Annotated in this window: 17 protein-coding genes and 1 riboswitch; of the genes, 15 read left to right on the plus strand and 2 right to left on the minus strand. The window is 72.8% G+C overall.

Going from position 1 to position 20,081, the window contains the following annotated elements; translation table 11 throughout:
- Positions 1–83 precede the first annotated feature (83 nt).
- Positions 84–214, plus strand: a riboswitch (FMN riboswitch).
- Between the two features lie 413 nt (positions 215–627).
- The 9 genes from V7E46_RS22945 (at position 628) to V7E46_RS22985 (ending at position 8,091) form a co-directional block, all read left to right on the plus strand.
- Positions 628–1,242 carry a riboflavin synthase gene (locus V7E46_RS22945; RefSeq protein WP_329180842.1) on the plus strand — a complete coding sequence of 205 codons (615 nt, stop codon included), beginning with the start codon at positions 628–630 and terminating at the stop codon, positions 1,240–1,242.
- On the plus strand, positions 1,239–1,922 hold the full coding sequence (locus V7E46_RS22950) for a nicotinamide mononucleotide transporter family protein (protein WP_333770183.1): 684 nt from the start codon (positions 1,239–1,241) through the stop codon (positions 1,920–1,922). The genes V7E46_RS22945 and V7E46_RS22950 overlap by 4 nt, the downstream gene beginning before the upstream one ends.
- The gene (locus tag V7E46_RS22955) at positions 1,919–3,253 is read left to right on the plus strand and encodes a bifunctional 3,4-dihydroxy-2-butanone-4-phosphate synthase/GTP cyclohydrolase II (RefSeq protein ID WP_333770184.1); all 1,335 of its coding nucleotides are present in this window, start codon (positions 1,919–1,921) and stop codon (positions 3,251–3,253) included. The genes V7E46_RS22950 and V7E46_RS22955 overlap by 4 nt, the downstream gene beginning before the upstream one ends.
- Positions 3,250–3,735: a 6,7-dimethyl-8-ribityllumazine synthase gene (gene ribH / locus V7E46_RS22960; RefSeq protein WP_329180848.1), complete on the plus strand. Its 486-nt coding sequence runs from the start codon at positions 3,250–3,252 to the stop codon at positions 3,733–3,735. The genes V7E46_RS22955 and ribH overlap by 4 nt, the downstream gene beginning before the upstream one ends.
- Before the next feature lie 33 nt (positions 3,736–3,768).
- Positions 3,769–4,041 carry a phosphoribosyl-ATP diphosphatase gene (locus V7E46_RS22965; RefSeq protein ID WP_333770185.1) on the plus strand — a complete coding sequence of 91 codons (273 nt, stop codon included), beginning with the start codon at positions 3,769–3,771 and terminating at the stop codon, positions 4,039–4,041.
- 113 nt (positions 4,042–4,154) lie between these two features.
- Positions 4,155–5,003: an ATP phosphoribosyltransferase gene (gene hisG, locus V7E46_RS22970; protein WP_329180855.1), complete on the plus strand. Its 849-nt coding sequence runs from the start codon at positions 4,155–4,157 to the stop codon at positions 5,001–5,003.
- Positions 5,000–5,494 (plus strand): PH domain-containing protein, encoded by a 495-nt coding sequence (locus V7E46_RS22975; RefSeq protein WP_333770186.1) that lies wholly within the window; start codon positions 5,000–5,002, stop codon positions 5,492–5,494. Before hisG ends, V7E46_RS22975 begins: the two co-directional genes overlap by 4 nt.
- Before the next feature lie 216 nt (positions 5,495–5,710).
- Positions 5,711–7,039 (plus strand): hemolysin family protein, encoded by a 1,329-nt coding sequence (locus V7E46_RS22980; protein WP_333770187.1) that lies wholly within the window; start codon positions 5,711–5,713, stop codon positions 7,037–7,039.
- Positions 7,039–8,091, plus strand: coding sequence for a hemolysin family protein (locus tag V7E46_RS22985; protein WP_333770188.1), 1,053 nt, complete (start codon positions 7,039–7,041; stop codon positions 8,089–8,091). Before V7E46_RS22980 ends, V7E46_RS22985 begins: the two co-directional genes overlap by 1 nt.
- Positions 8,092–8,115: 24 nt before the next feature.
- Here V7E46_RS22985 and V7E46_RS22990 read toward each other — a convergent pair whose 3' ends face one another.
- On the minus strand, positions 8,116–10,017 hold the full coding sequence (locus V7E46_RS22990) for an AAA family ATPase (protein WP_329180863.1): 1,902 nt from the start codon (positions 10,015–10,017) through the stop codon (positions 8,116–8,118).
- A gap of 468 nt (positions 10,018–10,485) precedes the next feature.
- Positions 10,486–11,091: a uridine kinase family protein gene (locus tag V7E46_RS22995; protein WP_333770189.1), complete on the minus strand. Its 606-nt coding sequence runs from the start codon at positions 11,089–11,091 to the stop codon at positions 10,486–10,488.
- Between the two features lie 142 nt (positions 11,092–11,233).
- Between V7E46_RS22995 and V7E46_RS23000 the strand changes: the two genes are divergently transcribed.
- From V7E46_RS23000 to V7E46_RS23025, 6 genes are all read left to right on the plus strand, one after another.
- Positions 11,234–12,376 (plus strand): M24 family metallopeptidase, encoded by a 1,143-nt coding sequence (locus V7E46_RS23000; protein ID WP_333770190.1) that lies wholly within the window; start codon positions 11,234–11,236, stop codon positions 12,374–12,376.
- 139 nt (positions 12,377–12,515) lie between these two features.
- Positions 12,516–13,922, plus strand: coding sequence for a peptidase C39 family protein (locus V7E46_RS23005; protein ID WP_333770191.1), 1,407 nt, complete (start codon positions 12,516–12,518; stop codon positions 13,920–13,922).
- A gap of 174 nt (positions 13,923–14,096) precedes the next feature.
- Positions 14,097–15,335: a carbohydrate-binding protein gene (locus V7E46_RS23010; RefSeq protein WP_333770192.1), complete on the plus strand. Its 1,239-nt coding sequence runs from the start codon at positions 14,097–14,099 to the stop codon at positions 15,333–15,335.
- A gap of 277 nt (positions 15,336–15,612) precedes the next feature.
- Positions 15,613–16,425, plus strand: coding sequence for an SAM-dependent methyltransferase (locus tag V7E46_RS23015; RefSeq protein ID WP_333770193.1), 813 nt, complete (start codon positions 15,613–15,615; stop codon positions 16,423–16,425).
- Positions 16,422–18,629 (plus strand): putative bifunctional diguanylate cyclase/phosphodiesterase, encoded by a 2,208-nt coding sequence (locus V7E46_RS23020; RefSeq protein WP_443054314.1) that lies wholly within the window; start codon positions 16,422–16,424, stop codon positions 18,627–18,629. Before V7E46_RS23015 ends, V7E46_RS23020 begins: the two co-directional genes overlap by 4 nt.
- A 107-nt stretch (positions 18,630–18,736) precedes the next feature.
- Positions 18,737–19,993 carry an SLC13 family permease gene (locus tag V7E46_RS23025; RefSeq protein ID WP_333770195.1) on the plus strand — a complete coding sequence of 419 codons (1,257 nt, stop codon included), beginning with the start codon at positions 18,737–18,739 and terminating at the stop codon, positions 19,991–19,993.
- Positions 19,994–20,081 lie beyond the last annotated feature (88 nt).

Raw genomic sequence — 20,081 nt, forward strand, 5'->3', positions numbered from 1 at the left:
GCCTCGGTGAGGGCGGGCGGGAAAAGAAACCCCTGGAGCCCAGCACGGAACCCATGGCAGACTGGACCCCGTACCAGTGACGTTTGCGCACTCCGGGGTCGGTGTAATTCCGAACCGGCGGTTACAGTCCGCGACCCGTCCGCAGCCAGCGGCCGGTTGACCAGGTGAAATTCCTGGACCGACGGTGAAAGTCCGGATGGGAGGCAGTGCGCGGCGGGCGTCCACGACGGTACGCCGCCGTACGGCGGGCCGCTGAGGCCCGCGAAACCGCGGTGTTCCGGACGTGCCACGTCCGCTCGCCCCGGAGTCCGTGCCCGATGCGGCAGGAGGACCCGGTGGCCACCACCACGAGAGCGGAAGCACAACCGCACGCGCCGCGCGCGGGCGTCCCGGCATGTCCGGCGCCCTCCGGCGCCGCCACCGCCGTGGTCCCCCCGCAGGAGCGCCCGGCGCGACAGACGTGCCCCCCGCGGCGAGCCGCAGGAATGCCCACCCCCACGCACGCGTTGCGGCTCACCGTGACCGAATTCGCCCGCCGCGGAAGCCGAGCGGCCGGAGCCGCCCGGCAAGAGCGCCGCTTCGCCCCGCGTCCCACCGCCGTCCCCACTGCCGCACAGGAGAAGTGACGTGTTCACCGGAATCGTCGAAGAACTGGGTGAGATCACCGCGGTCGAGGAGCAGTCCGACGCCTCGCGCTTCACCGTACGCGGCCCGATCGTGACCGAGGGCGCCAAGCACGGCGACTCGATCGCGGTCAACGGGGTGTGCCTGACCGTGGTCGAGTTCGGCGACGGCGCCTTCACCGCCGACGTCATGGCCGAGACGCTCAAGCGCTCCAGCCTCGGCGCGCTGCGCCCCGGCTCGCGGGTCAACCTGGAGCGCCCGATGGCGCTCGGCGGCCGGCTCGGCGGGCACCTGGTGCAGGGTCATGTGGACGGCACCGGCACGGTCCTGGAGCGTACGCCGGCCGAGCACTGGGAGATCGTGAAGATCGCGCTGCCCGCCGAGATCACCCGCTACGTGGTGGAGAAGGGCTCGATCACCGTCGACGGCATCAGCCTGACCGTCGTGGAGGCGGCCACCGACTACTTCACCGTCAGCCTGATCCCGACCACCCTGGAGCTGACCACGCTCGGCCTCAAGCAGCCCGGCGACCCGGTGAACCTCGAAGTGGACGTCATCGCCAAATACGTCGAGCGCATGCTCGACGCGTCGGCGCCCGGCCCCGGGGACACCCGGTGAGCGCCCTGCACTGGCTGAACAGCGAGGCCTTCACCGCGTTCGACCAGCATGTGATGTGGTCCGACATGATCGGCAACCTGCTGGGCCTGGGCGCGCTCGCGCTCGGCTGGCGGCGGGCGATGCTGACCTGGCCGGTCCAGCTGCTGTCCGGCGCGGTGCTGGTGGCGGCGTTCTGGTCGGCCCAGCTGGGCGGCGGGGTCGGCAAGCAGTTCGTGGTGATCACCGTCGCCGTGTGGGGCTGGTACCAGTGGCGGCGCGGCCGGGCGGACAGCGGGCAGCTGGCCGTCAGGTTCGCCACCTGGCGCGAGCGGGCGGTGCTGGTGGCGGCCACCGCGCTGGGCACGGTCGCGGTCGCCTCGCTCTTCCTGGCGTACCCGAAGCTGTCCTGGAACCCGTGGCCGGACGCGTACATCTTCGTCGGCACGCTGGCCGCGATGTACGCGCAGGCCCGCGGCTGGGTCGAGTTCTGGTTCGCCTGGCTCGCCGTGGACCTGGTCGGGGTGCCGCTGAATTTCCACAGCGGCCTGCCCTTCTCCGGCCTGGTCTACATCATCTACTTCGTCCTGGTGATCGCCGGGATGTACGCCTGGTGGCAGCAGACCCGCAGGGCCGCACCGGCTCCGGCTCCGCGGCAGCAGGCCCAGCCGAGCACCACCGGCGTGGAAGGAGTGACGGCATGAGCGCCGTGACCGCACTGCAGGACGACTGGTACGACGAGGCGGACCTCGGGCTCGACCCGGTGGAGCGGGCCATCGCCGAGATCGCCGCGGGGCGCCCGATCGTGGTTGTGGACGACGAGAACCGGGAGAACGAGGGCGACCTGATCGTCGCCGCGGAGAAGATCACCCCGGAGATCGTGGCGTTCATGATGACCGAGTGCCGCGGGCTGATCTGCGTACCGATGGAGGTGCCCGACCTCGACCGGCTGGACCTGCCGCAGATGGTGGAGACCAATACCGAGTCGATGCGCACCGCCTTCACCGTGTCGGTGGACGCCAGCGGAGCGTACGGGGTGACCACCGGGATCTCGGCCGCCGACCGCGCGGCCACCATCCGGCTGCTGGCCGAGCCGTCGGCGGTGGCGGCCGACTTCGTACGCCCCGGGCACGTCTTCCCGCTGCGGGCCAGGAGCGGCGGGGTGCTGGCGCGCCCGGGCCACACCGAGGCGGGCGTGGACCTGGCCAGGCTCGCGGGGCTGCGCCCTGCCGCGGCCATCGTGGAGATCGCCCGCGAGGACGGCACCATGGCCCGGCTGCCCGAACTGGTGCCCTTCGCCCGCAAGCACGGCCTGGTCATCATCTCCATCGAGGACCTGATCGCCTACCGCCGCTCGTCCGAGCCCACCGTCCGCCGGGAGGCGGCGACCACGCTGCCCACCGCCTTCGGCGACTTCCAGGCCTACGGCTACCGCAGCACCGCCGACGGCGTCGAGCATATCGCGCTGGTGGCCGGCGACCTCGGCGACGGCACCGATGTGCTGGTGCGGGTGCACTCCGAGTGCCTGACCGGCGATGTGTTCGGCTCGCAGCGCTGCGACTGCGGCCCGCAGTTGCAGGGCGCGCTGCGCCGGGTCGCCGAGGAGGGCCGCGGGGTGGTGCTCTACCTGCGCGGCCACGAGGGCCGCGGCATCGGCCTGCTGTCCAAGCTGCGGGCGTACGAACTCCAGGAGCGCGGCCGGGACACCCTGGACGCCAACCTCGAACTCGGCCTGCCCGCCGACGCCCGCGACTACGGCGCCGCCGCGCAGATCCTCGCCGACCTCGGAGTGCGCTCGCTGCGGCTGATCACCAACAACCCGGCGAAAACCGGCGCGCTGGTCGGACACGGCCTGGACGTGCTGGGCCGGGAGCCGATGCCGGTCGGCGCGGGCGAGCACAATCTGCGGTATCTGCGGACCAAGCGGGACCGGATGGGCCACGACCTGCCCTGGCTGGAGACCGCGGACCGTACCCCCGTCAGCGGCGCCGCCGTCGACGGCACCGAAAGCACTGAGCACCGAGGAGAGAAGTGAGCGGTAAGGGCGCCCCCGAGCTGACCGTCAAGAACTGCGGCGACCTGCGGGTCGCGGTGATCGCGGCCCAGTGGCACACGCAGGTGATGGACGGCCTTGTCGACGGCGCGATGCGCGCCCTGCACGACCTCGGCATCGAGGAGCCGACCGTGCTGAGGGTGCCGGGCAGCTTCGAACTGCCGGTCGTCGCCCGGGCGGTGGCCGGCCGCGGCTACGACGCGGTCGTCGCGCTCGGGGTGATCATCCGCGGCGGCACCCCGCACTTCGAGTACGTCTCGCACGGTGTCACCGCGGGCCTGACGCAGGTCAGCGTGGACAGCGGTGTCCCGGTCGGCTTCGGGGTCCTCACCTGCGACACCGAGGAGCAGGCGCTCGACCGGGCGGGACTTCCCGGGTCGAACGAGGACAAGGGGCACGAAGCGGTCACCGCCGCGGTGGCGACCGCGGCCGTCATCCGCTCGCTATCCGAACCGTGGCGCTGAGCTGCGGGCGCTTCCCCGTAGGCTAGGACCACCATGGCCAACAAGACATTCGAGCAGCTCTTCACCGAGTTGCAGCACAAGGCCGCCACCGGCGACCCCAGCACGTCACGCACCGCGGAACTGGTCGGCAGGGGCGTGCACGCGATCGGCAAGAAGGTGGTCGAGGAGGCCGCCGAGGTGTGGATGGCAGCCGAGTACGAGGGCGCCGACGCCACCGCCGAGGAGATCTCCCAACTGCTGTACCACGTTCAGGTGATGATGGTCGCCCGGGGCATCTCCCTGGCCGACGTCTACGCCCATCTGTGAGCCGTACGGCCCGCGCACCGCACGCACGGGCCGTACGCGCACGTCCGCACAACCCTCCCGCACGATCCGCACCGCCCCACCGCACCGCACCGACAGTGAAGGAACCCGCCCCCATGCTGCGCATCGCCGTCCCGAACAAGGGCTCACTGTCCGGACCCGCGGCGGCCATGCTCCATGAGGCCGGATACCGCCAGCGCAAGGAGTCCAAGGAGCTGGTGCTGTTCGACAGCGCCAACGACGTGGAATTCTTCTACCTGCGCCCGCGCGACATCGCCATCTACGTCAGCTCGGGCCGGCTCGACATCGGCATCACCGGGCGCGACCTGCTGCTGGACTCCGGGGCCAGCGCCGAGGAGATCCTCCAGCTCGGCTTCGCCCGCTCGACCTTCCGCTACGCCGCCAGGCCCGGCACCGCGGACAGCGTGGCCGACCTCGGCGGTATGACGGTGGCGACCTCGTACGAGGGCGTCGTCGAGAAGCACCTCGCCGACAACGGCGTGGACGCGACCGTGGTCCACCTCGACGGCGCAGTCGAGACCGCCATCCAGCTCGGCGTCGCCCAGGTCATCGCCGACGTGGTGGAGACCGGCACCTCGCTGCGCAACGCCGGCCTGGAGACCTTCGGCGAGCCGATCATGGCCTCCGAGGCCGTCGTCGTCCGGCCGACCCGCGCGCCCGCGGACGAGCTGAAGGTGCAGAAGTTCCTGCGCCGCCTCCAGGGCGTCCTGGTCGCCAGGCGCTACGTGATGATGGACTACGACATCCGCGCCGAGCACGTCGACAAGGCCGTCGCCCTCACCCCGGGGCTCGAGTCGCCGACCGTCTCCCCGCTGCACCACGAGGGCTGGGTCGCGGTCCGCGCCATGGTCCCCACCAACGACGCCCAGCGCATCATGGACGAGCTGTACGACCTGGGCGCGCGGGCCATCCTCACCACCGGCATCCACGCCGCACGGCTGTGACCGCCACCGACGACGACCGCGCGCTGGCCGCAGTCGCGGAGCTGCCGCTCACCTTCCGGCCGCTGGTCACCCGTGTGGTGCTGCTCACCATGGGGACGCTGCTGCTCGCCGTGCTCAGCGCGCTGGCCGTCCTGATGCCGCACGACGGCGCGTCCCCGTGGACCACCGGCGACCGGCTCACCGTGGTGGCCGTCGGGCTGCTGGCGCTGGCGCTGCTGACCCTGCTCAGCCGGCCCAAGGTCGTCGCCGACGCGGGCGGCCTGACCGTGGTCAACCTGACCGTCAGGAGGCGGCTGGCCTGGGCCGAGGTGCTGGCCGTCCGGCTGCGCCCCGGCGACGCGTGGGTCCATCTGGACCTCGCCGACGGCACCACGCTGGCCGCGATGGGCATCCAGCCCGGTATCGCCAGGCGGCAGGCCATCGACGACGCCCGGCGGCTGCGTGCCCTGGTCGAAGCGCTCGGCGAGGCCCGCGGCGGCCGACCGGTGTGACGGACGGGGCGGGGGGAACGTTCCCCGGTGAAGGCGGCGCCCGCCGTCCTTCGCGGCAGCCACCGCAATGATTACTCTGGATCCGGGCGGTGCCGACACGGCGCCGCCCGCCGAACCGCCCGACCGACCGAGGAGTGACACTCACACCCCGATGGACGAACCGTCCGGTAATACCTGCGCCGCCCCTCCCGCCCAGTCCCATGGAGCGGCGGCCTCATGAGTACGTCCCTGCTGCTGCTCGCGGCGGCCCTTGTCCTGATCCTCGCCAACGGATTCTTCGTCGCCGCCGAATTCGGCCTGGTGACCGTGGAACGCCCGGCAGCGGAACGCGCCGCCGCGGCGGGCGACCGCCGGGCGGCCGGAGTCGTCGCCGCCCTGCGCAAGCTCTCGTTCCAGCTGTCCGGCACCCAGCTCGGCATCACCATCACCTCGCTGGTCGTCGGCATGCTCGCCGAACCCGCGCTCGCCGACCTGCTGACCGGCCCGATCGGCGCCACCGGCATACCGGACGGCGCGGCCCCCGGTGTCGCGGTCGTGGTCGGCATGATGGCCGCGTCCGCCGTCCAGATGGTGATCGGCGAGCTGGTCCCCAAGAACTGGGCGGTGTCCAGGCCGCTGGCCGTCGCCAGGATGGTCGCCGGACCGCAGCGGGCCTTCTCCCGCGCCTTCCGGCCGGTCATCGAAGTGCTCAACACCGCCGCCAACCACCTGGTCCGGATGCTTGGCGTGGAGCCCGCCGACGAACTGGCCTCCGCACGCACCCCCACCGAGCTGGTCTCGCTGGCCCGGCACTCCGCCCTGGCCGGCACGCTGGAACAGGACACCGCCGACCTCTTCGTCCGCACCCTGTCGCTCGCCGACCTCACCGCGGAGAACGTGATGACCCCCCGGGTCAGGGTCAGCGCCCTGGAGGACACCGCCACCGCGGCCGACGTGCTCAACCTCACCCGCGCCACCGGCCTGTCCCGCTTCCCGGTCTACCGCGACCGGCTGGACGACATCGTCGGCATGGTCCACCTCAAGGACGCCCTCGCCGTCCCCGCCGACCTGCGCGTTCGTACCGCGGTCGGCCGGATCGCGGTCGTCCCGCTGCTGGTCCCCGAGACGCTGGCCGCCCAGGCGCTGCTGGAACTGCTGCGCAGCCAGCAGCCGATCGCGGTCGTCGTCGACGAATACGGCGGTACCGCGGGGGTGGTCACCCTGGAGGACATCGTCGAGGAACTGGTCGGCGAGGTCCGCGACGAGCACGACGCCGTCGACCTGCCCGACCTCGCCCAGGCCCCGCCGGAGAACGGCAGGCCCGCCTGGGACGCCGACGGCGGCTGCCGGATCGACACGCTGGCCCGGATCGGCCTGGACGCGCCGGAAGGCCCGTACGAGACCGTCGCAGGGCTGGTCGCCGATCTGCTGGCGCGGATTCCCGAGGTCGGCGACACCGCGGACCTGCCCGGGTGGCGGCTGCGGGTGGCCGAGGTCGGCCACCACCGGGCCGAACGGGTCAGGATCGTGCGTACGGCACCGGTCGCTGGGGAGGAGAGCCGGTGATGAGCGCACTCCAGCTCCTTTTCGCCCTGCTCCTGGTCTTCGGCAACGGATTCTTCGTCGGCGCCGAATTCGCCCTGGTCTCGGTCCGCCGCAGCCAGATCGAACCGCTGGCCGCCGTCCACCGCAGGGCGCGTACCGTCCTGTACGGCCTGGAGCACCTGCCGCAGATGATGGCCGCCGCGCAGTTCGGCGTCACCGTCTGCTCGCTGACCCTCGGCGCGGTCGCCGAACCCACCGTGGCGCACCTGCTGGAGCCGGTCTTCGTCGCCGCCCGGGTGCCGCACGACCTGGTGCACCCGGTCGGCTATGTGCTGGCGCTGGCCCTGGTGGTCTTCCTGCACCTGGTCATCGGCGAACTCGTGCCGAAGAACCTGGCGATGGCCGACCCGGAGAAGACCGCGCTGTGGCTCAGCCCGGGACTCGTCGGCTTCGCCCGGGTCTTCCGGCCGGTGATCGTGGTGCTCGGCGCGAGTGCCCGGCTGATCCTGCGGGCCTGCGGTGTCGAGCCCAAGGACGAGGTCGACGCGGTCTTCACCAGCGCTGAGCTGACCGTCCTGGTCGAGGACGCCAGGCGGGCCGGGCTGCTCGACTCCGACGAGCAGGAACGCCTGGAGGACGCGCTGGAGCTGGGCACCCGCCCGGTCACCGAGGTGCTGCTGACCCCGGACCAGCTGATCACGCTGGCCCCGACCGCGACCGCCCGCGAGGTCGAGGAGCTGACGGTGCGCACCGGCTACTCCCGCTTCCCGGTCGCCGCGGACCCGGGCGCGGGCTACCTCGGCTATCTCCACGTCAAGGACGTCCTCGACCTGGAGGACCAGGACCGCCCGGTGCCGCAGCGGCTGTGGCGCCCGATCACCACGCTGCGCGCCGACCTTCCGCTGGACGACGCGCTGACCTCGATGCGGCGGGCCGCCTCGCACCTGGCGGCGGTCGCCGACCAGAGCGGGCGCGTACTGGGCCTGGTCGCCCTTGAGGACGTACTCGAAATGCTGGTCGGCGAGGTGCGGGACCCCTCGCACCGGTCCGCGCCCGGCGAACTGGTGCGCTGACGGCGGCCCCCGCCCGCGCCCGGTCTACTCGGCCGGGTCGGGCGGGGGGACGCCGGGGCCGCGGCCGGACAGGACCTCGCCGTAGGCCTGCATCAGGTCGGGCAGCCGCAGTGTGGACAGCTCCTCGCGGCTCGGCGTCGCCGGATACTCCGACAGCCGCAGATCACGGTAGGCGCAGCTCTTCTCGTACAGGGTGCGCAGCAGCCGTCCGTTGCCCAGCTCGTCTATCCAGCCCTGGTCCACGACATGGCCGCTGATCGCCCGCAGCTCCTCCAGCGCCTCGTCGTCCCACTGGTCGCCGTTCTCCGCGGCCAGCACCTGGCCGATCCTGGTGAGTTCCAGCGGGCGGTAGCTGGGGAAGTCCACCCGGGTGGTGAAGCGCGAACCGAGACCGGGGTTGGCGGCGAGCAGCCGGTCCATGCCCTCCGGGTAGCCGGCCAGGATGACGACCAGCCGGTCGCGGTTGTCCTCGGCGCGCTTGAGCAGCACCTGCAAGGCCTCGTCGCCGTAGGCGTCGCCCTTGCTGTAGCCGGAGTTGGACAGTGCGTAGGCCTCGTCCACGAACAGCACCCCGCCGAGCGCGGAGTCGATCAGCTCATTGGCCTTGACGGCGGTCTGCCCGAGGAATTCGCCGACCAGGTCCGAGCGCTGAGCCTCCACCAGGTGGTCGCCGCCGAGCAGGCCGAGGGCGTAGAAGACCCGGCCCAGTATTCGGGCCACCGTGGTCTTGCCGGTGCCCGAGGGGCCGGAGAAGACGAAGTGCCGCTTGGGCGGCTGCACCGGCAGGCCCTGCCCGGCCCGCAGCCGTGCCATCCGCAGCTGCGCGGAGAGCGCCTTGACCTGCCGCTTGACCGGTTCCAGGCCGACCATGCCGTCGAGTTCCGCGAGGGCCTGGGCGAGCAGCACCGGATCGGAGCCGCCGAGCGGCAGCTGGGCGGGCAGCGTGCCGGCCAGCGGGGCGGCGGCCCGGGAGCGTATGTCGTCGTCCAGCGCGCCCGCCGACGCCAGCAGCGCCTCATCCATCTCGGCGCCGCCCGGCGGCCGGCCGTCGCCGGTGTCCGCGTACAGCGCCCCTTCCAGGTCGGCCGCGCCCTCCGGCACCGCCTGCCCGCCGCCGGCCAGCGATACGGCGGTGGCCAGGCCCGCGCCCTCGTCCAGGCCGTCGTCGGTCTCGTGGATGGCGGCCAGCCGGGCGGCGGTGTCCATGAACGCCGGGTCCACCCGGTGCACGGCCCGGTAGAGCGGTACGGCGGCGGCGGTGCGCCCGGTGCCCTCGTAGGCGCGGGCCAGCCAGTAGCGCAGCTCCTTGCGCTGCGGCTGCTCGCTGCGGCACCGCATCAGGGCGGCGGCCAGCAGCGGTTCCGCCTGCCCGCACATTTCGAGCCGCACCCGGGCCATGCCGCCGAACAGGCCCGCCTCGATACCGAGCAGCGGGTCGCCGAGCAGCGGCTCGGTGTGCCGGACCAGGTGCTCCCAGTCCTTGACCAGGTAGGCGCGGCAGGCGTGCAGGAAGCGGACCTGCGGGTCGGTGTCGACCGGCGGACAGTCGGCCAGCGCCCGGTCCAGCTCGGCGACATGGCGGCCGTCCAGCCAGTGCGAGGCGTGCGCGAGCAGCAGGTCCCTGCCGGTCTCCAGTACCGGCTGCACCCACCAGCCCAGCCAGTACCAGGAGTTCAGGGTACGGCGGTGCGCGGCCCGCTGCTCGCCGAAGCGGTCCCTGTGCCGGTACATCTGGAGCAGCGCGGTCGCGGTGTCGGCCCGCAGCGCGTGCAGCCCGAGCCATGCGTCGGCCATGCCGGGGTCCAGCCGGACCGCGGTTTTGAACTCCTCCTCGGCCTGCGCGTAGGCGCCCACGGTGTACGCGTCGATGCCGCGCAGCCACGCGAGATCGGCCGGGGCGCCCGCGCGGTCGGTCCCGAAGTCCATCTAGTCCCCACCCATCGTTCCCCCGCGCCCCTCGCCGCCGCCCGCTCGGCCAACCGGTAGGCGGCGCGCGGGAGTTGAACATGGCGGTGGCACCCCATGCCCCCGCCGACACCCTTTCCGCATCGTACCCGCGAAGAGGTCAACTCCGTAGTGGGCGTTGACCTGCGCGCCTTCGCGCCGGAGGGGGTCCGGCGGGGGTCGCGCGCGACCGCGGCGACGTGGTAGCCGAACGGTCACCGTGTGTAGTGGGCACCCCTCGGTGCAGGGCGGGTGGGGCGTGCCCACCCCCGGCGGCGGCCGCGGGGTCCGCGGCTCTGCCCGGTCGGCGGCGGGCAGGACGAAGCCCCCGGTCACGGGGGAACAACCGGGGGCTCCGTGCTACGAAGCGGCCTTCCGGGGCCGCTTGGTTGAAAACGTAATTGCTGTGTGCCAAGCGGTCAAGCCATGACGGCGGGCCGCCGCGTCATGTCACTCCATGTGACGGTACGGGCCGGGAACCGCACGGTAACCCTGCTCCGTCTGGTGCACCAGCAGGTCCGCGAAGGGCCGCGTCGGGTCCGCCGCGAAGTGCCGGTCCTCCGCCGCTGACCAGCCGGTCCAGAAGTGTTCGAGCGCCGGGCCGTCCCTGCGCACCCCGCGCTGCCGGGCGGTGGCCGGATCGACCTCCAGCCACAGGGTCAGCGCCAGCAGCGGGCGCAGCGCGCGCCGCCCGCTGCCGACCCCTTCGAGCAGCACCACCGGCGCCGCCGGGACGGCGCGCTCACCGGCGAAGCGGCGGGCGGTCCAGTCGTAGACCCGGTGCCGGGCGGGTCTGCCGTCGCGGAACGGCGCCAGCAGCTCGGCGGTGAGCCGGCCGGTCCAGCCGAACGGCTCCTCGTGCGTGGCCAGATCGTCGGTGTGCACCACCGGCGCCCCGCCGGCCTCCGCGGCCAGCCGCACGGCCAGCGTGCTCTTGCCCGCGCCCGCGTGCCCGTCGACGGCCACCAGCCGTACCGGGCCGCAGGACGGCGCCAGCAGGTCCAGCGTGCCGGCCAGCTCGCGCAGCGTCAGCCCGGCCGGGCCGTGATCGTCCATGAACCCGGAGCATAGGGCCGCCCGCAGCGCGTCCCGGTGCGCGCCGGGCCGTGAAGGGACGCGCCGGGCGGTAAAAGACGCGGCCGGCGGACAGGAGCGCCGTGCCGGGGGGTCCGGCGTCCGCCGGGGGGAAGCGTCTACCGTGGTGGCCGTGACCGACTCCGAGCACTCCGCCGCCGCGCTCCATCCCGCCGAGCGCCTCGAACTCGCCAGGAAGGCCGCCGCCGACGCCGCGGTGGACGCGCTGCTGGTCTCACCCGGCGCCGACCTGCGCTATCTGACCGGATATCAGGCGCTGCCGCTGGAACGGCTGACCTGCCTGGTGGTGCCGGCCGAGACGGAACCCTTCCTGGTGGTGCCGGCCCTCGAACGGGCCGCCGCCGAGGCCTCGCCGGCCGGCGCCCTCGGCCTGGAGATCACCGGTTTCGCCGAGACCGACGACGCCTACGAGCTGATCGCCCGCCGGCTGCCGGTGGGCACCCGCCGTTTCGCGGTCGACAACCGCATGTGGGCCGAGAAGCTGCTCGCCTTCCAGGCCGCGCTGCCCGACGCGCAGGCGTGCCTGGCCGGCGATGTGCTGACGGAGCTGCGGGTGCGCAAGAGCCCGGCGGAGGTGGCCGCGCTGCGCCGGGCCGGCGGCGCGATCGACCGGGTGCACCGCCGGATGGGGGAGTGGCTGCGGGCCGGGCGTACCGAGCGCGAGGTCGCCAAGGACATCGCGGACGCCATCATCGAGGCCGGGCACGAGACCGTGGACTTCGTCATCGTCGGCTCCGGGCCGAACAGCGCGAGCCCGCACCACGAGGTGTCGGACCGGGTGATCCGCCGCGGCGACCCGGTGGTGGTCGACATCGGCGGCACCACCGCGGACGGCTACTGCTCGGACTCCACCCGCACCTACGCGGTCGGCGAGCCGCCCGCGGCCTTCCGCGAGCTGTACGAGGTGCTGCTGCGCGCGCAGACCGCGCAGACCGACGCCGTGCGCCCCGGCATCACCGCCGAGCAGCTGGACGCGGTCGGCCGGGACATCATCACAGCGGCCGGCTACGGCGAGCACTTCATCCACCGCACGGGCCACGGCATCGGCATGGAGTCGCACGAGGAGCCGTACATCGTGGCGGGCAGCCGGCGGGCGCTCGCACCGGGCATGGCCTTCTCGGTCGAGCCCGGCATCTATCTGCCCGGCACCTTCGGCGCGCGCATCGAGGACATCGCGGTGTGCACCGAAGGCGGCGGCGAGCGGCTGAACCTGACCGGGCGTGACCTGGTGGTCCTGCCCGGCTGAGCGCCACAGGACCAGACCAATGTTGATCGCGCCACGCGGCCGGAAAACCTGGTGGAAAGGGCCGCGGGGCTGCGATGGTGGTGCGACCTGCCGCCGGGCGGGGTGTCCCGTACCCGTCGGGGAAACGAGGGGATCAGCCATGACCAGTAACGCGCCCCGCCGCGCCGTCATCGCCGCCGCGCTGGCCGCCGCCGCGGCCGCGGCGACCACCGCCACCGCGCAGGCCGCGTCGGCCGCACCGGCCGGCCCCGCCGCGCCCGAGGCCGCGCCGCCGGCGCACCGCCGCGACGGCGAGCCCGACGGCGCCCCGGTCGACTACCACGGCTGGACGACCTTCCCCGACTGGCTGTTCGGCGCGCACTCGGGCACCGTCCCGGTGCCCGGCGTACGGCCCGGCCTCACGATCGGCCGGACCACCGGCTCGCTGGCCTACACCGACCCGCACACCGGCAGCACCGCCACCTGGGAGTCGGCCTCCTGGACCTCCCCGGTGCGCCGGGTGCCGCACCCGGCCAGCGAGCTGATCGCGTCCTGGAACGCGCACACCCCGGCCGGCACCTGGATCCAGGTGGAACTGCTCGGCACCTACACCGACGGCACCGCCACCCCGGCCTACGTCATGGGCCGCTGGACGGCCGGCGACAGCGACCAGGACATCCGGCGCACCTCGGTCGACGACCAGACCGACGGCAGGAGCAGCATCTGGACCGACACCTTCTCCATCGACGACGCGGCGGCCGGTCCGCTGCTCGCCTCGTACCGGCTGCGCCTCACGCTCTTCCGCAAGCCGGGCAGCCGGCTGACCCCGACGGTGTGGCGGCTCGGTGCGATGGCGTCCGACATCCCGGACCGCTACACCGTGCCGGCCTCGGTGCCCGGCGAGGGCGCGGGCGTGGAGCTGCCGGTGCCGCGCTATTCGCAGAACATCCACAAGGGGCAGTACCCGGAGTACGACAACGGCGGCGAGGCGTGGTGCAGCCCGACGTCGTCCACGATGGTCATCGAGTACTGGGGCCGCGGCCCGACGAAGGAGCAGCTGTCCTGGGTCGACCCGTCGTACGCCGATCCGCAAGTGGACCAGGGTGCCCGCTACACCTACGACTACCAGTACGAGGGCTGCGGCAACTGGCCGTTCAACGCGGCCTACGCGGCGACATACAAGGACTTGCAGGGCGTCGTCACCCGGCTGCGCTCGCTGAGCGACGTGGAGAAGCTGATCAAGGCCGGTATCCCGGTGATAACGTCCCAGTCCTTCCTGGCCAGCGAGCTGGACGGGGCCGGCTACGGCACCTCGGGGCACCTGATGTGCGTGGCGGGCTTCACCGCGGAGGGCGACGTGGTCGCCAACGACCCGGCCAGCGACAGCGACGACGCGGTCCGCAACGTCTACAAGCGGGCCCAGTTCGAGACGATCTGGCTGCGTACCAAGCGGATCAACGCCAGCGGCGGGGTCAGCGGCGGCACCGGCGGGGTCTGCTACCTGTACTTCCCGGCCCAGCCCAGCCCGGGCCAGCGGCGGGCGCTCGCGGCGGTCGGGGTGGTGTGAACCGGGGGCGCTCCGGGCGCTCCGGGCGCTCCTGAGCTTCGGCGGCGGCCTGCCGGACCACAGAATTGGTAGAGACCAATTGTGTGGGTTCCTCTAAAGGTCTGGACCAACTCATTGACGGGTTCGTGTCAGCGCAGCATTCTGCTGGCACGTTCCCCCACAGGAGGTCCAGACGTGAAGCGTCTCCATGCACTGGGTTCCGGCGTGGCCGCCGCGGCCCTCGCCGTCGCCGGGCTCGGCGCCAGCACCGCGCTCGGCGCGGGACAGGCCAGCGGCGCCACGGCGGCGCCGAACGCCCTGAGCAACCAGTGGTACGCCGCCGCTCCCTACCTGATGCCGACCGACAACAACCCGCCGGACGCGACCGCCATCATGGACGCCACCGGCCTCAAGGCCTTCCAGCTCGCCTTCATCCTGGCCCCCAACGGCGGCGGTTGCAGCCCCACCTGGGGCGGCACCAGCGCGGTGTCCTCCGACACCGCGGTCGCCGGCGTCATCTCGGCGATCAGGGCCAAGGGCGGTGACGTCTCGGTCTCCATCGGCGGCTACGGCGGCACCAAGCTCGGCCAGGCGTGTTCCGACGCGGCGTCCACCGCCGCGGCCTACCAGCAGGTGATCAGCAAGTACCAGCTCAAGGCGATCGACTTCGACCTGGAGGAGCCGGAGTACGAGAACACCGCGGCCGTCGCGCACGAGATCGGCGCGGCCAAGATCCTGCAGCAGAACAACCCGGGCCTGTTCGTGTCGGTGACCACCGCGGGCACCGCGGCCGGCACCGGCTGGTTCGGCCAGCAGATGCTCAACGAGGCCAAGTCGCAGGGCTTCACGCCCAACAACTTCTCCATCATGCCCTTCGACGGCGGCTTCAACGGCGCCGCCTCGCAGACCGCCGCGCTGACCGCCTTCAACGGCCTGCTCAAGTCCACCTTCGGCTGGGACACCGCCACCGCGTACGCCCACGAGGGCTTCTCCGGCATGAACGGCCGCAGCGACTCGGGCGAGTACTTCTACCAGGCGGACTTCCAGACCGTGCTGGACTACGCGACCAGCCACGGGATGGGCCGCTTCACCTTCTGGTCGCTCAACCGGGACCGCCAGTGCAGCCCGCCGAACAACGGCACCACGTCCGGTACGTGCAGCAGCGTGGCGCAGGGCAACTGGGACTTCGCCAAGTACTCGGTGAAGTTCGCCGGCGCCACCCCGCCCAGCACCCCGCCGCCCACCACTCCGCCGACCAGCCCGCCCGGTGGCGGCAGCTGCACGGTCGCGGCCTGGACCGCGTCCGCGGTCTACGTCGGCGGAAACGAGGTGTCCCACAGCGGCCACAAGTGGAAGGCCAAGTGGTGGACCACCAACGAGGAGCCCGGAACCACGGGCGAGTGGGGCGTGTGGCAGGACGAGGGCACCTGCTGACGGCCCATAGGTTGGCCGAAAACTGATGGTGGGTCCGCGGCGATCAGGCCGCGGACCCACCCTTGTGACGGCCCCCGCCCGGTCTGGCGTGCGCAAAATAGCCGTGGCGCGTTTTCGCACCTACACATGCCGGTGGTTGTTGACCGAAAACGGACGTCGCACCACCGGTTCAGTGTTTCGTTCGGTACAGGTGATCAGTAGCCTCGCAGAGTAAGCGGCCCACCGTCCGGGAGACCCGGACGAGTTGACCCGGCACCACGATCTGGAGACTCCCACCGTGACCGACCGGCCTTCCTGGGCACCGCCCGGCATCGACATCACCGTGCCCAGCGTGTCGCGGGTGTACGACTACTTCCTCGGCGGTTCGCACAACTTCGAGGTCGACAGGGAAGCGGCCCGGCACGCGCTGCAGGCGATGCCCGGCATTTCCAGGATCGGCCAGGCCAACCGGGCCGCCATGCGCCGCGCGGTGCGCTTCGCCATGGACCGCGGGATCGACCAGTTCCTCGACATCGGCTCCGGCATACCGACGTTCGGCAACGTCCACGAGGTCGCCCACTCGCTCAACCCGGACGCCAACGTGGTCTACGTCGACAACGACCCGGTCGCGGTCGAGCACAGCAAGGCCGTGCTCGACGGCCACCAGCACGCCGCCATCGCCGCCGCCGACCTGCGCGACCCGCGCTCGATCCTGGACCACCCCGAGACGCGGCGGCTGCTGGACCTCGACCGGCCGGTCGGGCTGCTGCTGGTGGCCGTGCTGCACTTCCTGCCCGAGCAGGACGACCCCTACGGCGTCGTCGCCACCCTGCGCGACGCGCTCGCCCCCGGCAGCGTCATGCTCATCACCTGCGCCACCCTGGAGGACGGCCCGCTCAGGGACAGCCAGCTCGGCGTCCAGGCCGCCTACCAGCGCACCAGCACCCCGCTGCTGATGCGTACCAAGCCGGAGGTGGAACGGTTCTTCGACGGCTTCGACCTGCTGGAGCCCGGGGTCGTCCCGCCGCCGTGCTGGCGCCCCGACACCCCGCCGGACGAGGACGACCCCGCGGTGCGGCACGGGCTCGCCGGTGTGGGGCTGAAACCGTGACCGCGTGGCCCGCCGTCGCCGGGTGCACGGCGGCGAGCGGAGGTCCGGCGGCGAGCGGTACGGCGGTGGCCGGCGACAACCTGGCGCGGTTCGCCGCGATCTGGAGCCGGGCCATCTACCCGGTCACCGCGACCTCGATGACCAGGCCCGAGTTCGAGCAGCACCTGCTGCCGCTGGCCGGCGTCCTGCGCGACGCGCTGCACGCCTACCGCTTCGAACCGCGCGACGCCGTCCCGGTCGGCGCAGGACTGGTCGCCGCGCACTGCACCGACCCGGAGGCGCTGCCCAGCATCCTCGGCGTGATCGACGCCTACCTGGTGCTCTACTGCGGCCCCGGCCTCGACCTGCCCGCCGACGAGATACGGGTGCGCTGCTCGCGGCTCCAGCACGCAGTCGCCGTCGGCTTCTCCCGGGCGCTGCGCGAACGCACCCTGCACGAGCAGGAGTCGATCTCCCGGGCCGCGCTGAACGCCAAGTCCGAGGCGGAGAGCGCGCTGGCCGCCAGCGAGGCCCGCTTCCGCGCGGTCTTCGAGGGCGCCGCCGTCGGCATCGGCATCGCCGACCTCGACGGCACCGTCGTGGAGATCAACGAGGCGCTGACCCGGATGTTCGGCAGCGAGGCGCACATCATGCGCCGCAAGGCCAGCGAGTGGGTGCACCCGGACAACGCACCCGAGATGCAGAACCTCAACCGCGAACTGGTCTCCGGCGAACGCGATCACTACCACATCGAGAAGGCCTACCCGAAGGCCGACGGCTCCGTGCTGTGGGCCAACGTCCAGGTCTCGCTGCTGCGCGACGCGGCCGGCCTGCCGCAGTACCAGCTGGCCCTGCTCGAGGACATCACCGAGCGCCGCCGGCTGCTGGAGCGGCTGCGCCACCAGGCCACCCACGACGCGCTCACCGGGCTGCCCAACCGGGCGATGTTCTTCGAACGCCTGGACCGCGCGCTCAGCGACACCGACGACCACGGCAACGACCTGGGCGACCGCAGGATCGGCGTCTGCTACCTCGACCTCGACGGCTTCAAGGCGGTCAACGACAGCCTCGGCCACGCCGTCGGCGACCGGCTGCTGGTCGCCGTCGCCGACCGGCTGCGCGGCTGCGTGACCTCGCCGGACCAGCTGGTCGCCAGGATCGGCGGCGACGAATTCGTCGCCGTCTACGCCGACCCGCCGAGCCTGCGCGCCGTCACCGACCTGGCGGGCCGCATCCTGAACGCGCTGTCCACCCCCGTGCTGCTCGACGACCGCCAGCTCCCGGTGCACGGCAGCATCGGCATCGTCCACGGCCCGGTCGGCGCGCGCGGCCCCGCCGATGTGCTGCGCAGCGCCGACATCACGATGTACCGCGCCAAGGAGCGCGGCGGCAACCGCTACGAGGTCGCCGACGCCGCCGCCGACGCCCGCGCCATCACCCGGCACGGGCTGACCAACCAGCTGCCCAGCGCGCTGCGGCACGGCGAGTTCTTCGTGGAGTACCAGCCGCTGATCGGCCTGGAGAACGGCGCCGTGCTCGGCGCCGAGGCCCTGGTGCGCTGGTGCCACCCGGTGCACGGGGTGCTCGGCCCCGACCAGTTCATCCCGCTCGCCGAGAGCACCGGGCAGATCGTGCCGCTCGGCCGCTGGGTGCTGGAGCAGGCGGCACTGCAGGCCCGTGACTGGCAGGACCGTCACTGCATGGGCCCCGCGCCCCGGATCAACGTCAACCTCTCGCCGGTGCAGCTGGGCCACCCCGACCTGGTGGCCGAGGTCGCCGCGGTGCTCGACGAGACCGGTCTGCGGCCCAGCGCGCTGTGCCTGGAGGTCACCGAGAGCGCGCTGATCGGCGCCGACGAGGACGCGCTCAAGCCGCTGCGCCGGATCGCCGACCTCGGGGTCGCGATAGCGCTGGACGACTTCGGCACCGGATACTCCAACCTGTCGTCGCTGCGATGGCTTCCGGTCAGTGTGCTCAAGCTCGACCGGTCCTTCACCCGCGGCATGCGGCAGCAGCCCGCCGACCCGGTGGAGATGAAGATCGTCGAGGGCATCGTCTCGCTCGCCCACACCCTCAACCTCACCGTGACGGTCGAGGGTGTCGAGACCCGCATCCAGGCGGAACACCTGCGCGCCCTGGGCTGCGACACCGCCCAGGGCTGGTATTACGGCAAGGCGGGACCGGCCGACCAGCTGCATCGGCTGGCCCGCGCCGACGCGAGCTGACCGCCCGCACCGGCGCCGTGCGACGCGCACCGGCCCGCGTGGGCGGGCGGCACGGGCCGATGTGATGAAATCCCCAGGTAGACCGCAATCGGACCGGGGAGTTCGCACTGAGTACCGCAGCCGCAGAGACGCTGTCCGTCGCCGCGCTGCTCGTCGTCCTGGGCTTCGCGGTGCTCCGCCCGCACGGCTGGCCGGAGGCCGTGGCCGCGGTGCCGGCCGCGGCGCTGCTCACCGCGGTCGGCGCGGTGCCGCCGTCCGCCGCCTGGCACCAGATCAAGGAACTGGCCCCCGTCGTCGGCTTCCTGGCCGCCGTGCTGGTGCTGGCCGAACTGTGCGCGCAGGACGGGCTGTTCACCGCCGCGGGCGACGCCATCGCGCAGGCGTGCAGGGGCGAACCGCAGCGGCTGCTCGGCGGGGTCTTCGCCGTCGCGGCCGTGGTGACCGCGGTGCTCAGCCTGGACGCCACGGTGGTGCTGCTCACCCCGGTGGTCATCGCGACCGCCGCCCGGGCCGGCGCCCGCGCCCGCCCGCACGTCTACGCCTGCGCCCACCTGGCCAACTCCGCCTCGCTGCTGCTGCCGGTCTCCAACCTGACCAATCTGCTGGCCTTCACCGCGGCCGGGGTGACCTTCACCCGTTTCGCGCTGCTGATGGCCGTACCGTGGCTGCTGGCCGTCGGCATCGAATACCTGGTCTTCCGCCGCTTCTTCGCCGCCGACCTGAAGGTCACCGAACACCCGCCCGAGCGCGGCGAACCGCCCGCCGTACCGGTCTTCACCCTGGTGGTGCTCGGCCTGACGCTCGCCGGCTTCGCGGTCACCTCGCTGGCGGGGTTCAATCCCGCGTGGGCGGCCCTGGCCGGCGCGCTGGTGCTCGGCGGACGCGCGCTGCACCGCCGCCGGGCCACCGTGGGCGGGCTGGTGGCCGCGGCGGGGCCGCTGTTCTGCCTGTTCGTGCTCGCGCTCGGCGTCGTCGTCGAGGCGGTGGTACGCAACGGGCTGTCCGACGCCGCGGACCGGATCCTGCCCTCGGGCAGCGGGCTGCTCGCGCTGCTGGGGACCGCCGCCTTCGCCGCGGTCCTGGCCAACGTCATCAACAACCTGCCCGCCGTCCTCGCGCTGCTCCCGCTGGCCGAGAGCGCGGGACCGGGACCGGTGCTCGCGGTGCTGATCGGCGTCAACCTCGGCCCCAACCTCAGCTACGCCGGGTCGCTGGCCACCCTGCTGTGGCGGCGAGTGCTCCACGACCACGGCACCGAGGCGTCGCTGCGCACCTTCACCCGGCTGGGGCTGCTCACCGTGCCGCCGACGCTGGTGGCCTCCACCGTCGCGCTGTGGGCGGGGCTGCGGCTCACCGGCACCTAGGGCCTGTCGTGGGGGGGGGGGCGCCCCCCCCCCCCCCCGGCCAATGACAAGCGCACCGCCGCCCCCCCCCCCCCCCCCCCCCCCCCCC

The organism is Streptomyces sp. IBSBF 2435, assembly GCF_036815005.1.
Lineage (GTDB): Bacteria > Actinomycetota > Actinomycetes > Streptomycetales > Streptomycetaceae > Actinacidiphila.